Source organism: Actinoplanes siamensis (genome assembly GCF_016862395.1).
GTDB lineage: Bacteria > Actinomycetota > Actinomycetes > Mycobacteriales > Micromonosporaceae > Actinoplanes > Actinoplanes siamensis.
In genome coordinates, this window is sequence record NZ_BOMW01000044.1 from 13,907 (window position 1) to 29,851 (window position 15,945).

Here is a 15,945-nt window from a genome sequence, read left to right on the forward strand (position 1 = left end):
TTGTACGTCTGTCCGATCTGCGGCGATTCCATCTGCGTTGATCCGGCGTGCCGCGCACGTCGGCGGACAGGATCGGCGCCACGACGGCGAACGCCGCCGGAACGGCACAGCGGTCGCCACGGAACGTGGCGACCGGCGAACCATGACGAAGGGTGACACCGCGGACATGCTGCTGGAGAACAAGGTCGCCGTGGTGTACGGCGCCGGCGGCCCCATCGGGCGTGCCATCGCCGAGGGCTTCGCCGCGCAGGGCGCGCGGGTGTATCTCGCCGGGCGGACCAGGACGCACCTGGAGCCGGTGGCCGAGGCCATCCGGGCGGCCGGCGGCACCGCCGACACGGCCCACGTCGACGCCCAGGACGAGCACGACGTCGACGCCTTCGTCGACAACGTGCTCAAAGAGGCCGGGGACCTGCACATCTCGGCCAACGTGATCGGGTACGAGGACGTGCACCAGCCGCTGCTCGAGATCTCGCTGGACGACTTCCTCCAACCGATCGTCAACGCCTCGCGGACCCAGTTCCTGACCACCCGGGCCGCCGCCCGGCACATGGTGACCACCGGCGACGGCGTCATCATCACCTTCGGCGGGTCGGGCAACGCCATGGCCGGTCTCGGCGGTTTCAAGGTGGCTCTGGACGCCGTCGAGGGCCTGCGGCGCCAATGGGCCTGCGAACTCGGCCCGCGCGGCATCCGCCTGGTGACGCTGCGGACAGGCGGCATCCCGGAGTCGCTGCCGGACTCGCTGCCCGACGACGAGCGCGCGCAGATCACGTCCACCATCGACGGCGCCACGCTGCTCAACAGGTCGGCCACGCTGGCCGACGTGGGCAACGTGGCCGCGTTCGCGGCATCGGACCTGGCCCGCAGCATCACCGGCACGGAGATCAACATGACCTGCGGCGCCGTACTGGAGTAGGCGCCGGCCCGCTCGCCCGGACGGACGACGTTCCCCCATCGACATGGAGTGACGAGTATGGCTCTCGGCTTCGGCCTTGCCCTGTGGTCCACCCCGGCATGGCGTGACACGGCCGTCGCGTGGGCGGAGAGCCGGCTGCGCGCGGCTGGCCTGCAGCGCACCGGGGAGGTGACCCAGCCACACCTGCGCCCGTGGGGGACGGTGCTACGGATACCCACCGACGGCGGGGTGTACTGGCTGAAGGCGCCGGGACCGCAGACCACCTTCGAGATCGGGCTCTACCAGCTCTTCTCCGAGGTCTGCCCGGAGCGGACGCTGACCGCGTTGGCCGCGGACGCGGAGCAGGGCTGGATCCTGCTGCCCGACGGCGGCCCGGTGCTCGGCGACAGCGCGCAGGGCACCGCGCTCGTCGAAGCGCTCGAGGAGGCCCTGCCCCGGTACGCCCGGCTGCAGCGTGAGCTGATGCCGCACGTGGACCGGCTTCTGCGGACCGGCGTGGCCGACATGCGGGCCGCCGGGATGCCACAGCGCTTCGAGCAGGCGCTCGGCGTCGTGGGCGCCTATGCCGAGCGGCACGGCGACGAGGCCGACCGCAGGGCGCACCACGACATCGGGGCGATGCGCGAGCTCTTCGGCTCCTGGTGCGCCGAACTGGCGTCCAGCCCGGTGCCGGCCAGTCTCGACCACGGCGACCTGCATCCGTGGAACATCTTCACGTCCACGGCGAGCCCGGGAGGCCGGACCGCCTTCTACGACTGGGGCGACAGCGTGGTGACGCACCCCTTCGCCAGCATGCTGACCGCGCTCGGTGTGGTGCGTCAGTTCCTCGGAGTCACCGACGAGGACCCGGCGCTCCATCGGGTCCGCGACGCGTACCTCGGCGTCTTCACCGATCTCGCACCGCCGGACGCGCTCGCGCGCGACCTGGAGCTGGCCTGCCGGGTCGCCAAGGTGACGCGGGCGCTGACCTGGGACCGCTCCTTGCAGGCGCAGGGCTACGAGGAGGCCGGCGCGTTCGGGCGTGCGCCGCTGGAGAGCCTGAAATCCCTGCTCGACCCGTCGCCCTTCCAGCTGAGCGCCTGACCCTGGGGCCGGCGTCGTACGACGGTGCCGGCCCGGGCCCAGACGCATGTCATCCGGCCCGCACGGCGGTCATGATGACGAACATCCCGGGTGTCCGCTCGTCCTGGATCGTCAGTCCCGCATCGGCGATCCAGCGGAGGATGTCGTCGTAGTCGAACAGATGCAGCCCGGCCGCGTGTTGCGGGAAGTGGTGGCGGCCGACGAAGTACCGATACACCGGGTCCGGCGAGTTACGGAAGGTCAGCAGCGTGAACGTGCCGCCCGGACGCAGGCACCGGCCCACCTCCCGGATGGCCGCGGGCGCCTGCGCCGGGAAGGCTTGCAGAGCGTTCCAGCACATCACCGCGCCGAGCGTGGCGTCGCCGAACGGCAGGACGTCCGCACCGCCCAGCACCGCCGGCACCGCCGGCAACCGCTCCCGCAAGGCGGCGAGCATCGGCAGGCCGAGATCCAGAGCGATCAGCCGGTCCGCGCCCACGTGCTCCGCCAGCACCGAGGTCCACCGGCCGGCTCCGGCCGCCAGGTCGAGGACCGGTCCGTCCACGGGGCGCACCTGCTCGGCGATGTAGGCGTCCTCCACCGCGGGGGTGATCCCGGCGTTCCAGTTCGCGCCACAGAGACGCAGGAAATTCGGCCTCGCATAGGTTTCGTAGAAGTAGCCCATGGTGGGCATCTCGGCCAGCTTGAAGAGAAAGTCCTGGGACCGGTCCACCGGGGCGCCGGTCCCGGTCAGGTTCAGGATCCCCTCGGCCACCGGGAAACTCCTGGCGCATCCCGCGCAGACCATCGCATCGCCGGACTCGGACATCCGGCCGTGGCAGTGCGGGCAGCGCAGCGCCTCGGCGTGGCGGCCGAACAACCCGCCCGGCGCCGGCCGCCCCGGCGCGTCCCCGGCCCGTGCCGCCTCGGCGGTGGGGACGAACGGCACCGGTGAGCCGTGCAGGAGCGCCCAGTACGCCTTCGCGCCGAGGTGCCCGAGCACCGTCTCGGTGTCGTTGTCCCAGTGCGCCTGCAACTCCTGCGGGCCGAGCCGGTCGATCCACGCCCGGTCGAAGTCGCGCTCGTCCTCGTTCAGTTCCCAGGCGGCGGGATAGGGGAAGGCCCGGCCCACGTCCGGGTTCTTCTCGTCCAGCGAGGCGAGGGCCCGGTCGAGCCGCGACCGGTCGTCGCGGTCGAGCACGCCGGTGCCCGGGGCGGCCAGCACCTCGGCACGCCGGCCCGGGAAGTGGGCCAGGAGATAGAGCAGGGGAAAGAACAACGTGTCGGCATCGCGGTCGGCCGGCCAGGCACGCAGGTACTGGTCGAACCCGTCCGCGATGACGGTGTGCACGGCGTCGAGGCCGTCGCCACGGCGCGCCTCCAGCAGGAGCCCGAACAAGATCGCCACGTGCCCCTGGTGGTGCGGGTCGAGGCCCGCGAAACGCGCGCCCAGCCGCCGCACCGCGGAAAGCGCGCCGGCGGTGACCTGTCCCCCGGCCCAGGTGGCCTCGACGAGCCTGGCGAACGGCTCCGCGAGATCGTCCGGCGCGGCGGCGGCGAAGCCGTCGACCAGGTCGCCGGGCGTGACGATGATGCCAGGTCGCAGCATGTCCAACCCTTTCCGAGAGTGACCGGTCGATCACCGGCGAGCCTCCACTATCGACGCCGGTGGCGCGGGCACGCATCTTCTGGGATGCGATGCGCCACCGGTGCGCAGCGCACGGACGGAGATGCCACGCCGCGCCGGGGACTGAGAGCCTGAGCCCGTTCTGCCCACCCGCGTCCCGGCGACAGAGAGATCACCGACATGACGAGCACGACCATCATCGACATCTGGGTGTCGGACCTGACCTTCCCCGGCTACATGGACTGGTGGAGCGAGCAGGCGATCGCCTTCCAGGAGGCCCACCCGGAGTATCAGGTCGCCGTCCGGGGTCTGGACTTCTTCACCGGCCCCCGGCAGATAGCCGAGGCGGTCGCGGCCGGTCGCGGCCCGGCGGTTGCCGAGTACTACTTCTACATGGGTCAGGTGGCCCGCGACACCCGCTCCCCCGACGGCGCCCCGCACTGGACCTCGGTGGAGCGCGCGATCGATGGGCGTACCGAGATCCTCGGTGAGCCGGTCGTGACGGACGACATCGTGCCGGCCGTCCGCGACTACTACACGATGCACGGCGACCTGATGTCGATGCCGTCGGTCGCCACCACCAGCCTGCTGTACGCCAACACCGACCTGCTCGAGCGGGCCGGGCTGAGCCGGCTGCCACGCACCTGGAACGAGGTCGAGGCGGCGTGCGCGGCGCTGACCGACCTCGGTGGCGCGCCGTCGCACGGCATCACGTGGTCCAACCACGGCATGTTCTTCCAGCAGGCACTCGCCACGCAGGGCGGCGCGTTGACCGACCACGGCAACGGGCGCACCGGCCGCGCCGGCCGCATCGACCTGCAGTCCGCCGAGATGCTCGCGTGGGTGAACTGGTGGCGTCGGCTGCACGACAACGGCCACTATCTGCACACCGGCGGCATCCCGGACTGGCAGGGCACGTTCCAGGCCTTCGCGGACGGCCGGACCGGCCTGCGGATCAGCTCGTCGAACGACGTCAGTTACATGGCCGAGGCCGCCCGTGGCCAGGGTTTCGGGATAGCTGTGGGACCGTTCCCCTATCGCGACGGCACGCCGTTCGCCGGCAACGCGATCGCGGGCAGCTCGTTCTGGCTCGCCGACCGGCTGGACCCCGCCACCCGCGACGGCGCCCTCGCCTTCCTCCAGTTCGTCCACAGCCCGCGCAACGCCGCCCGGCGGCATCGGATCAGCAGCTTCCTGCCGCTCACACACGCCGCCTTCGACCTGCTCGAAGCCGAGGGCTGGTTCGACCGGCATCCCTATCACCGGGCCGCCTCCGACGCCCTGCGTAACCGGCCGGACGGCCGGCCTGAGCTGTGGCCGCCCTCGCAAGGCGCCGTGTTCGGCGAGTTCGCCCGCGTTCAGGACCTGATGACCGGCGCCATGCGCGACGTGCTGGGCGGCGCCGACCCGCAGGACCGGTTCGCCGAGGCCACCCGGTCGGCGCAGAGCCTGCTCGACGCCTACAACGCGGCCTGCTCCACCACCTCCCCGGCCGATCCGGAGACGCTGCGGATCGAGTGCTTCACCGGCGCCGAGGCGTACTCCGGCACCGACCTCGAGAACGTCGTCCGTCTCCAGCGCTGACGCCGGCACCGATTCATCCGGAGGTAACATGCGAAAGTCGTCAATCCTGGGCCGGATGTCCGCCGCCGCGGCGGCCGCCGTGCTATTCGCGTCGCTCGGCTCCGGCCCGGCCGCCGCCCACGGTGGCGCCGCGGACGTGGTCCGCACCGACGCCGGCCCGGTACGCGGCGCCGTGACCGACCAGCACCGCGAGTTCCTCGGCATCCCGTACGCCGCCGCGCCGGTCGGGGACCTGCGCTGGGCGTCGCCCCAGCCCGTCACGCCGTGGACCGCGCCGCGGGACGCGACCCGGCCCGGGAAGCGGTGTGCGCAGCTGCCCCTACCGCCTTACCTGGGCGGCGAGAGCGAGGACTGCCTCTATCTCAACGTGACCACACCCCGGCGGGCCCGCGCCGGCCTGCCGGTCATGGTCTGGCTGCATCCCGGCGGGTTCACCGCGGGGTCCGGCACCGAGACCGCCCCGGCCAGGATGGCCGTGCAGGGCGGCGTCGTGGTGGTGACCATCAACTACCGCGTCGGCGTGCTCGGGTTCCTGGACCTTCCCGCGCTCGACAGCGGTCTGGCCCGGCACCGATCCGGCAACTTCGGCATCGAGGACCAGCAAGCGGCGTTGCGGTGGGTTCAGCGCAACGCCCGGGCGTTCGGCGGCGACCCGGGCAACGTCACCATCTTCGGCCAGTGGTCCGGCGGGCGCAGCGTCTGCGTCCAGTTGGCGGCGCCGGGCGCCGCCGGTCTCTTCCACCGGGCCATCACCATGAGCAACCCCTGCACGCTGAACGACGTGCCGAAACCCGACGGATCACTGGACCCCGAGCCACTCGGGCTGCCCCGGCCCCGGGCACAGGCGGAGGCACGTGGCATGGCGTTCGCCGACGCCGCCGGTTGCGCCGAGGCGCACACCGTCGCCGCCTGCCTGCGCGCCAAGCCCGCCGATGAGCTGCTGGCTCACGCGGAATACCTGGTGTTCACGCCGGTCTACGGGGGCGGCGGGGTGCTGCCGGACGACCCGATCGAGGCGCTGAGGTCGGGACACGTCAACCGGGTGCCGGTCCTGCTCGGGGTCAACCAGGACGCCTACCGCACCTCGGACGCGTTCCTGGAGGCGTACGGCTACCCGCCGCTCACCGCCGAGGGGTACGCCGACCGGGTGCGCAACATGGTCGGCCCGGCGCACGTGGACCGGGTGCTGGCGCGGTATCCGCTCGAGCGCTACGGCGTACCCAGTCTCGCCTGGTCGGCGCTGGCCACTGACGCGCTGCTGGCCCGCCCGCTGGTGGACACCAAGGACATCCTGACCGCGGCCCGGATCCCCACCTACGCCTACGAGTTCGCCGACGCGAACGCGCCGTGGTACGCGAACACCCCGCTGCCCAGTTTCCCCACCGGTTCGTACCAGGACGCGGAGGTGCAGTACCTGTTCGACACGAGCTACTTCGCCGGCCGGCGGCTGACCCCGGCGCAGCGCCGGCTCTCGGACACGATGATCGGATACTGGACGCGGTTCGCCCGTACCGGAGATCCGAACGGGCCCGGCCTGCCGTACTGGCCGCGCAGCGATCCGCGCCGCGACACGGCGTTGCGGTTGGCGCCCGGTCCGGGCGGGATCCGGCCGGTCGACTTCGGCGGCGAGCACTCCGCCGGCTTCTGGCGCGCCATGTCCTGACCTCACGGCGGCAGCGGGAAAGCGCGGTTCGGCCGCCGCGCGGTGTGACACCGCGCGGCGGCCGCGTGCCGGGCGGCGGCAGGCCCCGGGGCCCGCCGATGGGCGCCGGGGCAGTGCGCATTCAGGGAGACGACTGTGTCAGTGGCCCGTACGACGATGAACGGGCAGCCTCCGGCTGCGCCCGCACAGCCGATGCGAGAAGGGGTTTTTCGTGACCACCACTGAATTGCGCACGACACCGGCGGTGTCGGCGATCCCGTTGGAGGACATGGACCGGCGCCATCTGCTGCACCCGCACCAGTGGGGCGCGAGCCCGGAGCGGACGGTCATGGTGAGCGGCCGCGGCTGCACGGTCCGCGACGTCCGCGACCGGGAGTTCCTCGACGTCTCGGGCGCCGGCAACTGGGCCTGCCAGGTCGGGCACGGCCGCGCCGAACTGGTCGAGGCCGGGGCACGGCAACTCGGCGAGCTGGCCTACTTCTCCGGCTTCTTCGGGTTCTCCAGCGACAAGGCGGTGGAGCTGGCGGCGCGGCTCGCCGGCCTGGCGCCGGACGGCATGGACCGGGTGTTCTTCACCAGCGGGGGTTCCGAGGGCGTCGAGACGGCCCTGAAGGTGGCCCGCCTGTTCCATCACCGCCGCGGCGAGCCGGACCGCACCTGGATCATCTCGCGCACGATGGCATACCACGGCGCGACCTACGGCAGTGGCACCGCCACCGGCTTCCCCCCGATGCAGGAGGGCGTGGGCCCGAACCTGCCGCACGTGGTCAAGGTGTCCCCGCCGTACCCGTACCGCGCCCAGGAGATGTACGGCTCCGCCGATGTCACCGGATACCTCCTCCAGGAGCTGGAGGAGACGATCCAGCGCATCGGGCCGCAGCGTATCGCGGCCATGATCGGCGAGCCGGTGATGGGCGGTGGCGGCATCCTGGTCCCGCCGGACGACTACTGGCCGCGCGTGCGGGAACTGCTGAGCCGGCACGGGATCCTGCTCATCGCCGACGAGGTGGTCACCGCGTTCGGCCGCGTCGGCTCCTGGCTCGACTCGCCGGCACGGGGCATGGCGCCGGACATGATCGTCACGGCCAAGGGGCTCACCAGCGGTTACGCGCCGCTGGGAGCGGTCCTGTTCCGTGACGAGATCGCCGAGACCGTCGCCGGCGGCGACGCCTACTTCTTCCACGGCCACACCTACTCCGCCCACCCCACCGCCTGCGCCGTCGCTCTCGCCAATGTCGGCGTGCTGGAGAAGGACGGCCTGATCGAGCGGGCGCACGTGGTGGCCGACTGGTTCCGCGAGGACCTGGCCGGCCTGACCGGCCTGCCCATGGTCGGCGACGTCCGGATCGCCGGCGCGACGGCGGGCATCGAGATCGTCACCGGCCCGCAGGACGCCACCCCGGTGATGGCGGGCGCGGTGACCGCGGAGATGCGTCACCGGCACGCCGTCATCCTGCGCGAGTACGGCCCGACCGTCGTGCTGTCCCCGCCGCTGGTGATCGAGCGCGACGAGGTGCGCAGGACGGCTGCCGCGCTCACCGACGTGATCGAACGGCTGCGGCCCGACGGCACGGTGCGCCAGTGAGCGCCGGTGGCGCGAACGAGCGGGCGTACGACTACGTCATCGTCGGCGCCGGCTCGGCCGGATGTGTGCTCGCGGCCCGGCTCAGCGAGGACCCGGACGTCCGCGTCTGTCTGATCGAGGCGGGCCCGCCCGACTCCGACCCGGACATCCACCTGCCGCTCGGCGCGGGGCGGATGTTCCGCACCCGGCTCGACTGGGACTACGACACCCACGACGAGCCGCACCTGGGTGGCCGCCGGCTGTACCTGCCCCGCGGCCGGGTCCTGGGCGGGACCAGCGCCATGAACGGCATGGTCTACATGCGTGGCAATCCGCTGGACTACGACGGCTGGCGACAGCCCGGCTGGACGTTCGCCGACCTGCTGCCGTACTTCCTCAGGTCGGAGAAGAACGAGCGCGGGCCGTCCGCCCACCACGGCGCCGGCGGACCGCTGTCGGTCGCCGACAGCCGGTCGAACAATCCGATCGCGACGGCCTTCGTCGACGCCGCGGTGGAGGCCGGGTTCGACGCCAACGACGATTTCAACGCCGGCCGGCAGGACGGATTCGGCCGCTACCAGCTCACCCAGCGCGACGGGCAGCGATGCAGCAGCGCGAGCGCGTACCTGCGTCCGGCGATGGCACGTCCCAACCTGACGGTGGAGACCCACCTGCAGGTGCACCGGATCAGGTTCGACGGCGGGCGGGCGGCCGGCGTCCTCGGCGAGCGGCTCGACGAGATCATCGAGCTGGAGGCGGCACGCGAGGTGATCGTCTGCGCCGGTGCGTACAACTCGCCGCAGCTGCTCCTGCTCTCCGGCATCGGCGACCCCGAGGCCCTGACGGCGCTCGGCATCCCGGTCCTGGTCGAGCAGCCGGAGGTGGGACGCAACCTGCAGGACCATCCCGCCGTCAATCTGGTCTTCACCCACTCCCAGCCGATCAGCCTGCTGACGGCGTTCGAGGAGCGGCACCAACGGCAGTACGCCGCGCACCGGCGTGGTCCGCTGACCTCCAACGTCCCGGAGACGGGCGGGTTCGTCCGCACCCGGGCCGGCCTGCCGGCGCCGGACGTGCAGTTCCATGCCTCACCGTTGATGCTGCTCGACGCGGGTCTGGCCGCGCCGACCGACCACGCGCTCTCCTTCGGCCCGTGCCTGCTGACGCCGCGTAGCCGGGGCACCGTGACGCTCGCCTCGGCGGTGCCCACCGCCAAGCCGCGCATCCGGCACAACTACTACGCCGTACCGGAGGATCTCGACGTCATGGTGGCCGGGCTGCGGACCGCCCTGGACATCTCCCGGCAGAAGGCGCTCACCGCCTACACCGAGCGGATGCACTCCGGGCCGGTGGCGGAGTCCGCCGCGGAGCTGCGTGCCTTCGTGCGGCAGAGCACGCAGACGCTGTTCCACCCGGCCGGCACCTGTGCGATGGGCACCGTGCTCGACGCCGATCTGCGGGTACGGGGCGTGGAGGGACTGCGGGTGGTGGACGCCTCGGCGATGCCGACGCTCATCCGGGGCAACACCAACGCCCCGGTCATCGCCATGGCGGAGCGGGCGGCGGACCTGATCCGCGGCGTGTCGCCGGCACGGGCGCCGCATCTGCTCGGCGCCTCCGGCGACGGCGCCCGCTGAGACGCCGCAAGGGCGGGTACGGCCTCCACGGCGTACCCGCCCTTGCGGCGTCCTTGTGACGGTCAGGAGCGGGGCAACGGCTGTCCGGGCCGCTCGACGACGGCACGGAGCAACGCGACGAAGTCGTCCGACAGCGTCCGCATCGACGACTCGTCGTGCAGTCGGCGGTCGAACTTCAGGCTGCTGACCGTACCCCCGGACGGCAGGACGTCCAGCGCCCACAGCCCGCCGTCGGGGATGTCGCAGCTGTCCCGGGCCGACAGCACACGCTCGCGCAGTTCGGTGTAGACCAGGTCACCGACCCGCCGGCCCTCGATGCCAGCGGGGAACTGCAGCACCTCGAACCCGAGGATGTCCCGTCCCGGCCCGGCGCCGGCCATCAGCTCCGGCGCCTGCTCCTCGACCAGCGGGAAGGGCACCTCGTGGGTGTAGGCGCCCAGGCAGGTGCGGCGGGTCTCGCCGAGCACGTCGGTGAACGTGCGGCACCCGGACAGATCGATGCGCAACGGCAGGAAGTTGAGGAACGGCCCCACCGTGCCGGCGAACGACGGCGTGCCGCGCCCCGAGCTGAAACTGCCCACGACCACGTCGGCGGTGTCGCACCGGCGTCCCAGCAGCACCGCGAACGCCGCCAGGTACGTCATGAACGGCGAGCACCGGGCGGTCCGGGCCAGGCGCAGGGTGGCCGCCGTCAGGCCGGCCTCCACCAGGCCGCGCAGGTCGGTGTACGCCGGCACGGTGTCGTCCCCGGCGAGCCGGTCGGTCGGGATGGTGGTCATCCGGGCGCCGGCCAGCCGCTCCCGCCAGTACCCCAGCTGCTCGTCGACGTCCGCCGTGCCGAGGGCCCGGCGCTGTTCCGTGACGAAGTCACGGTACTGGGGTACCGGGGGCAGATCGGGTACCGCCGCCCCGCGGCGCCGCGCGTACGCCGTCGCCAAGTCCTCGATGAGCACCCGCATCGACCATCCGTCGCCGGCGACGTGGTGCACCACCAGCACCAGCACCGCGTCGTCGGCGTCGAACCGGCCGAGGGCCGCCCGCAGGTGCGGCAGCTCCCGTACCGGATAGCGGGCGGCCTCCACCGTGTTGTGGAACTGCTGAGCACGGCGGTCACGGTCGGCGGCCGCCGTGCCGGACAGATCCTCGACGCTCAGACGCACCGCACCGGCGGCCCGGACCCGCTGCGTCCGGGCCCCGTCCCCGCGGCTGATCTCGGTGCGCAGCATCTCGTGCCGGTCGACGAGGTCGTCGAGCGCCGCCTGCAGCACCTCGGGGCGCAGCGGCCCGCGCAGGCGCCAGCACGACGACACGATGTGCTTGGCGCCGAAGGAGCCGCCCTCGTCCCCCCTGTCCAGTCCGCACAGGAACTGTTGCTGGAGCGAGAGCGGAAAGGCGGCGGCCGGGGCGGGCGTCTCCTCGGTTAGGCTCATCGGCCTCCGCGCTCCCCGCCGTCCGCCAGCGCGGCCAGATCCGGAATGATCTCCGCGGGACTGGGCTTCGCGAGCCACTCGTCGCGCAGGGTCGCGGCGCCCTTGCGGTAGGCCGGATCCTCCAGCAACCGCACCAGCTCGGCGCGGATCTCCTCGGCGGACTGCTTCTGGTGGTTCATCCGTACGCCGGCGCCTCGCTCGGTGATGTACTTGGAGCAGAACCAGGAATCCTGGTGGCGGTCGGCGTTGCTCACCCGGATGTCGTCGCCCTCCCCGCTGAAGATCTGGCGGTGCGGCTCCTCGGTATCGATGATCATCTGGGGAATGCCGGCCGCCTGGGCCGCCCGGAACGTACCGCCGGCACCGTGATAGACGATCGCGGTGCACGTCGGCAACAGGTGCGAGAGCGGTACGAATTCGACTACCCGCACGTTGTCCGGCACGCGCGGGGTGGAGGCGAGCTGGTTCTCGCTCAGGGTCGCCACCACCTCGACGTCGAGGCCCTCGACGGCCTCCATGATCTTCGGTACCCGGGTGTCGCCGCCGGTCTGCCACAGCCGCACCGACAGCCCCAGCGACACCGCGATACGCGGGCGCTCCGGACGGCGGTGCAGCCATTCCGGCAGGACATGGCCACCGTGGTACGGGATTCCGCGTACCGGCAGGGTGGTCAGGCGCCGCGACAGCCGCAGCTCCTCCGGCAGCGGATCGATGGTGACCTGTCCCAGCAGGAGGTCGTCGTCCACCCGCAGGCCGTGTCGTTCGGCGACCGGGGCGACCGCCTCCACCACGGGGTTGCCGCCGAGGGCCGCGACCGCGGCGTTCCCGCGCTCGCGGAAGAGCTCGACGGACCATCCGAGGTAGTCGGGGCCGAGCAGAACCCGGGCATGGGCGGCGCCGCACGCCCGGGCGATGACGCCGCCGAGCGGGAACCAGGACTCCCACAGGACCAGGTCGGGCTTCCAGACCTTGGCGAACTCCACCATCCCGTCGATGTCGGCCCGGTGCTCGCGCGGCAGGAAGAACCGCGCGTTCAGCGAGTAGTACTGGTAGAAGACGTCCCAGTGGTCCCGGTCGACCGGATCCAGATCGAACGCGTCGGCGAAGCGTTCGCGCATCTCCTGGCTCGGCAGCAGGCCGTGCTTCTTCCAGTTGGCCAGCGACAGCGGCACCGGCTCACCGAAGGAGACCGCCGCCAGCCCGCCGGACAGGAGGTCGCCCTCCCCGCCGGGACCGGTCACGACGCACACCTCGTGACCGGCGTTCTGCAGCGCCTGGGCGTAGGGCACGATCTGCAGGGAGTGGGTCGGATGCGGAATGGTGGCGAACAGCACGCGCATGTGTACTCCCACAGTGGGTTCGGGATGACTCGTCCCCGAGCCGACGGCCGGATCCGGCGCTCGGCGTGACGGACCGGATCAGTGCACCATCCGGCCCTCCGGGCGGGCATCTCTCAGGGTGCGCAGGCCAGCCCCCGGGTGACCGGCTGGGCAAGCTGGGAGTCGTCCGTCCCGCGGGGACGGTGCGACCGTGTGGGAGCCGGCGCGGAAGCGCCGGCCGAGAATGAACCTCCGCCGCGGCCCCTCTGCGTCGTCCTGCCGACGATCCCGGGACGTTCTCTCACCGGGCGCCGCCGGACGTTCCCGGCCAGGGAAGGGTGTGACGCCATGGCGATGCCTGTGGGACAGCGCGCGGTGGTGATCGGCGGCAGCGTCGCCGGTCTGCTCGCCGCTCGCGTACTCGCGGATGCTCATGCCGAGGTGGTGATAGTCGACCGGGACGAGCTGACCGGACGTGCCACGGCACGGCGCGGCGTCCCGCACGGCAGCCACGTGCACGGGCTGCTCGCTCGCGGACAGCAGGTCATCGAGGAGCTGCTGCCCGGGTTCACCGACCGGATGGTCGCCGACGGGGCGCCGCTCTCGGACCTGTCGAATACCGTCCGCTGGTACTTCAACGGCCGGCGTCTGCAATCCGCGTCGTCCGGGCTGACCTGCGTGGCCGCGAGCCGGCCCATGGTCGAGCGGCATCTGCGGGAGGCGGTGGCCCGGCTGGCGAACGTCACATTCCTCGAGGGCCGGGATGTCGACGGCCTCGTCACGACGGCGGACCGCGACACCGTCGTCGGGGTACGCATCGGTGGCGGCCCCGCGGGCGCCGGCGAGGCCATGGGCGCCGACTTGGTGGTGGACGCCTCGGGACGGGGCTCGCGTACGCCGGCGTGGCTCGCCGAACTCGGCTACCCGCGTCCCGCCGAGGATCGGGTCAAGATCGACCTGACGTACACCACACGTCGGTTCCGGCTGCGGTCCGACGCCGTTCTCGGCCCCGACGTCTCGATCAATCCGGTGTCCAGCCCCTCGCATCCGCGCGGCGCGTTCTTCACCCGGATCGAGGACGGGCTGTGCGCGCTGTCGCTGACCGGCGTGCTGGGCGACCGCGCCCCCGCCGATCTCGACGGCTTCCTCGCCTGGACCCGATCGCTGCCCGTGCCGGAGATCCACGATGCCGTCCGGGATGCCGAACCGGTCGGCGAGGCGACGTCGTTCAGGTATCCGGTCAGCGTGCGGCGCCGGTACGACCGGCTGGCCACCCTTCCACAGGGCCTGCTGGTGATGGGCGACGCGCTGTGCAGCTTCAACCCGGTCTACGGCCAGGGCATGTCGGTCGCCGCGCTGGAGGCCCTGGCGTTGCGGGATCAGCTGCGTTCGGGCTCCGTCGTCGATCCGAGGGCCTTCTACGCCGCGACCACGCCGATCGTGGACCTGGCGTGGGGCATCTCCGCCGGCGCGGATCTGGCCTATCCGCAGGTGGCCGGCCGCCGCACCGCACAGGTACGGCTGATGAACGCCTACCTGTCCCGGCTGCAGCGCGCCGCCGTCCACGACGGGCAGGTCACCCGGACCTTCATGCGGGTGGCCGGGCTCGTCGAGCCGCCGCAGGCTCTGATGAGCCCCGGCATGCTGCTGCGCGTGCTCCGTCACGGCCGCCGGTCCGGGTCCCGGCCCGCCGGCCAGGGGGTGGCCGCATGAGCGCCGCACGTGGGTGCGCCGTCGTCCTCGGCGGCAGCATGGCCGGACTACTGGCCGCACGGGTGCTGGCCGAGACGTACGAGCGGGTCGTGGTCGTCGACCGGGACCGGATCCTCGGCATACGCGAGTCCCGCCCGGGTGCGCCGCACACCCGGCACGCGCACGGCCTGCACGCCCGGGGCCATCTGATCTTCGAGGAGCTGTTCCCGGGTCTCACCGACGAGCTGCGCACCGCCGGCGTTCCCACCGGCGACCTCGGCGAGATGAGGTGGTACTTCCACGCCCGCCGGCTGCAGCCGGCGCACACCGGTCTGCTGTCGGTCACCGCGCTGCGGCCGGTGCTGGAGCACCATGTCAGCGCTCGGGTGGCGGCCCTGCCGTCGGTGACCGTCCGCGAGCGCTGCGACGTGCGGCGGCTGGCGGGCACACCGGGCGGTGGACGTGTCCATGGTGTCTGGGTGCGCGACGCCGGGGCCACCGACGACGAGCTCATCGAGGCCACTCTGGTCGTCGACGCGACCGGGCGGGGTTCGCGGACCCCGGCGTGGCTGGCGGAATGGGGCTACCAGCGGCCCGCCGCCGACCGTGTGAAGATCGGCCTGGCGTACACCACGAGGTTGTACCGATCGCGTCCGGAGATGTTCGACGGGGTGCAGTCGATCAACCCGGTGGCCTCGCCGGCCCACCCCAGGGGCGCCTTCTTCGGCCAGGTGGGTCCCGGCCTGTGCATTCTGTCGCTGACCGGGATTCTCGGTGACCGGCCGCCGACCGACCCGGAGGGCTTCCTCGAGTTCTGCCGCTCGCTTCCGGTGCCCGAGGTGTACGAGTCGATTCGCGACGCGGATCCCATCGACGATCCGGTCTCGTTCACATTCCCGGCGAGCGTACGGCGACGCTACGAGCGACTCGGCCGCTTCCCGGACGGGCTCATCGTGCTCGGTGACGCGGCATGCAGCTTCAACCCGGTCTACGGCCAAGGGATGTCGGTGGCCGCGCTCGAGGCTCTGGTACTCCGCGATCATCTGCGGACGGCCGCCACGGTACGGCCACAGCGGTTCTTCGCGGACATCGCTGCGATCATCGACGTACCGTGGGAGATCTCCGCCGGTGGCGATCTCGATTTCCCCCAGGTGCAGGGGCGGCGCACGCTCAAGGTCCGGGCCGGCAACGCGTACATGGCCCGCCTGCAGTACGCGGCCAGCCGGGACGCCCGGGTCACCGAGGCGCTCATGCGCGTGGCGGGCCTGGTCGACCCGCCGCAGGCGCTGATGCGCCCGTCCGTCATGGCCCGTGTGCTGCGGCACGCGCTGCGCCGGCCCGCCGCGAGCCCCGCCCAGCCGGTGCGGCCGGCACGGGACACGGCGCCGAACTGACAGCCGTACTGGCCTGGGACCACGTCCGGCCGGCCCCGGCCCGCGTACTGATCG

Annotated in this window: 11 protein-coding genes; 8 read left to right on the forward strand and 3 right to left on the reverse strand. The window is 72.3% G+C overall.

The features are described 5' to 3' along the window. Nucleotides 1-142: 142 nt before the first annotated feature. Nucleotides 143-919: an SDR family NAD(P)-dependent oxidoreductase gene (locus Asi03nite_RS22665; protein WP_239102862.1), complete on the forward strand. Its 777-nt coding sequence runs from the start codon at nt 143-145 to the stop codon at nt 917-919. 57 nt (nt 920-976) lie between these two features. Continuing rightward, on the forward strand, nt 977-2,002 hold the full coding sequence (locus tag Asi03nite_RS22670; RefSeq protein ID WP_203682446.1) for a phosphotransferase: 1,026 nt from the start codon (nt 977-979) through the stop codon (nt 2,000-2,002). Between the two features lie 49 nt (nt 2,003-2,051). Here Asi03nite_RS22670 and Asi03nite_RS22675 read toward each other — a convergent pair whose 3' ends face one another. Next, complete coding sequence (locus Asi03nite_RS22675) at nt 2,052-3,590, reverse strand: methyltransferase domain-containing protein (RefSeq protein ID WP_203682447.1); 1,539 nt, start codon at nt 3,588-3,590, stop codon at nt 2,052-2,054. 198 nt (nt 3,591-3,788) lie between these two features. Here Asi03nite_RS22675 and Asi03nite_RS22680 point away from each other — a divergent pair, with 198 nt between their 5' ends. From Asi03nite_RS22680 to Asi03nite_RS22695, 4 genes are all read left to right on the forward strand, one after another. After that, the gene (locus Asi03nite_RS22680; protein WP_203682448.1) at nt 3,789-5,192 is read left to right on the forward strand and encodes an extracellular solute-binding protein; all 1,404 of its coding nucleotides are present in this window, start codon (nt 3,789-3,791) and stop codon (nt 5,190-5,192) included. Between the two features lie 28 nt (nt 5,193-5,220). Beyond that, entirely contained in the window at nt 5,221-6,855 is a 1,635-nt protein-coding gene (locus Asi03nite_RS22685; RefSeq protein ID WP_203682449.1) for a carboxylesterase/lipase family protein, read from the forward strand. Nucleotides 6,856-7,066: 211 nt separating this feature from the next. After that, nucleotides 7,067-8,440: an aminotransferase family protein gene (locus tag Asi03nite_RS22690; protein WP_373872149.1), complete on the forward strand. Its 1,374-nt coding sequence runs from the start codon at nt 7,067-7,069 to the stop codon at nt 8,438-8,440. Further along, nucleotides 8,437-10,056 (forward strand): GMC family oxidoreductase, encoded by a 1,620-nt coding sequence (locus Asi03nite_RS22695; protein WP_203682450.1) that lies wholly within the window; start codon nt 8,437-8,439, stop codon nt 10,054-10,056. Before Asi03nite_RS22690 ends, Asi03nite_RS22695 begins: the two co-directional genes overlap by 4 nt. A 62-nt stretch (nt 10,057-10,118) precedes the next feature. On the opposite strand, the gene Asi03nite_RS22700 is transcribed toward Asi03nite_RS22695, so the two are convergent. Together Asi03nite_RS22700 and Asi03nite_RS22705 are read right to left on the reverse strand one after the other, a co-directional pair. Next, nucleotides 10,119-11,486, reverse strand: coding sequence for a condensation domain-containing protein (locus Asi03nite_RS22700; protein ID WP_203682451.1), 1,368 nt, complete (start codon nt 11,484-11,486; stop codon nt 10,119-10,121). Further along, nucleotides 11,483-12,826, reverse strand: a complete 1,344-nt coding sequence (locus tag Asi03nite_RS22705) for a nucleotide disphospho-sugar-binding domain-containing protein (protein WP_203682452.1) — start codon at nt 12,824-12,826, stop codon at nt 11,483-11,485. The genes Asi03nite_RS22700 and Asi03nite_RS22705 overlap by 4 nt, the downstream gene beginning before the upstream one ends. Before the next feature lie 327 nt (nt 12,827-13,153). On the opposite strand from Asi03nite_RS22705, the gene Asi03nite_RS22710 reads away from it, so the two are divergent. Next, nucleotides 13,154-14,518, forward strand: a complete 1,365-nt coding sequence (locus Asi03nite_RS22710) for an FAD-dependent oxidoreductase (RefSeq protein WP_203682453.1) — start codon at nt 13,154-13,156, stop codon at nt 14,516-14,518. Beyond that, nucleotides 14,515-15,891 (forward strand): FAD-dependent oxidoreductase, encoded by a 1,377-nt coding sequence (locus Asi03nite_RS22715; RefSeq protein WP_203682454.1) that lies wholly within the window; start codon nt 14,515-14,517, stop codon nt 15,889-15,891. The genes Asi03nite_RS22710 and Asi03nite_RS22715 overlap by 4 nt, the downstream gene beginning before the upstream one ends. Nucleotides 15,892-15,945: the final 54 nt, after the last annotated feature.

Excerpts from the sequence above, each read along its gene's own strand:
- Asi03nite_RS22715 (WP_203682454.1), top strand. The coding sequence starts at position 14,515 with ATGAGCGCCGCACGTGGGTGCGCCGTCGTCCTCGGCGGCAGCATGGCC.
- Asi03nite_RS22670 (WP_203682446.1), top strand. The coding sequence starts at position 977 with ATGGCTCTCGGCTTCGGCCTTGCCCTGTGGTCCACCCCGGCATGGCGT.
- Asi03nite_RS22680 (WP_203682448.1), top strand. The coding sequence starts at position 3,789 with ATGACGAGCACGACCATCATCGACATCTGGGTGTCGGACCTGACCTTC.
- Asi03nite_RS22685 (WP_203682449.1), top strand. The coding sequence starts at position 5,221 with ATGCGAAAGTCGTCAATCCTGGGCCGGATGTCCGCCGCCGCGGCGGCC.
- Asi03nite_RS22665 (WP_239102862.1), top strand. The coding sequence starts at position 143 with ATGACGAAGGGTGACACCGCGGACATGCTGCTGGAGAACAAGGTCGCC.
- Asi03nite_RS22700 (WP_203682451.1), bottom strand. The coding sequence starts at position 11,486 with ATGAGCCTAACCGAGGAGACGCCCGCCCCGGCCGCCGCCTTTCCGCTC.
- Asi03nite_RS22675 (WP_203682447.1), bottom strand. The coding sequence starts at position 3,590 with ATGCTGCGACCTGGCATCATCGTCACGCCCGGCGACCTGGTCGACGGC.
- Asi03nite_RS22710 (WP_203682453.1), top strand. The coding sequence starts at position 13,154 with ATGGCGATGCCTGTGGGACAGCGCGCGGTGGTGATCGGCGGCAGCGTC.
- Asi03nite_RS22705 (WP_203682452.1), bottom strand. The coding sequence starts at position 12,826 with ATGCGCGTGCTGTTCGCCACCATTCCGCATCCGACCCACTCCCTGCAG.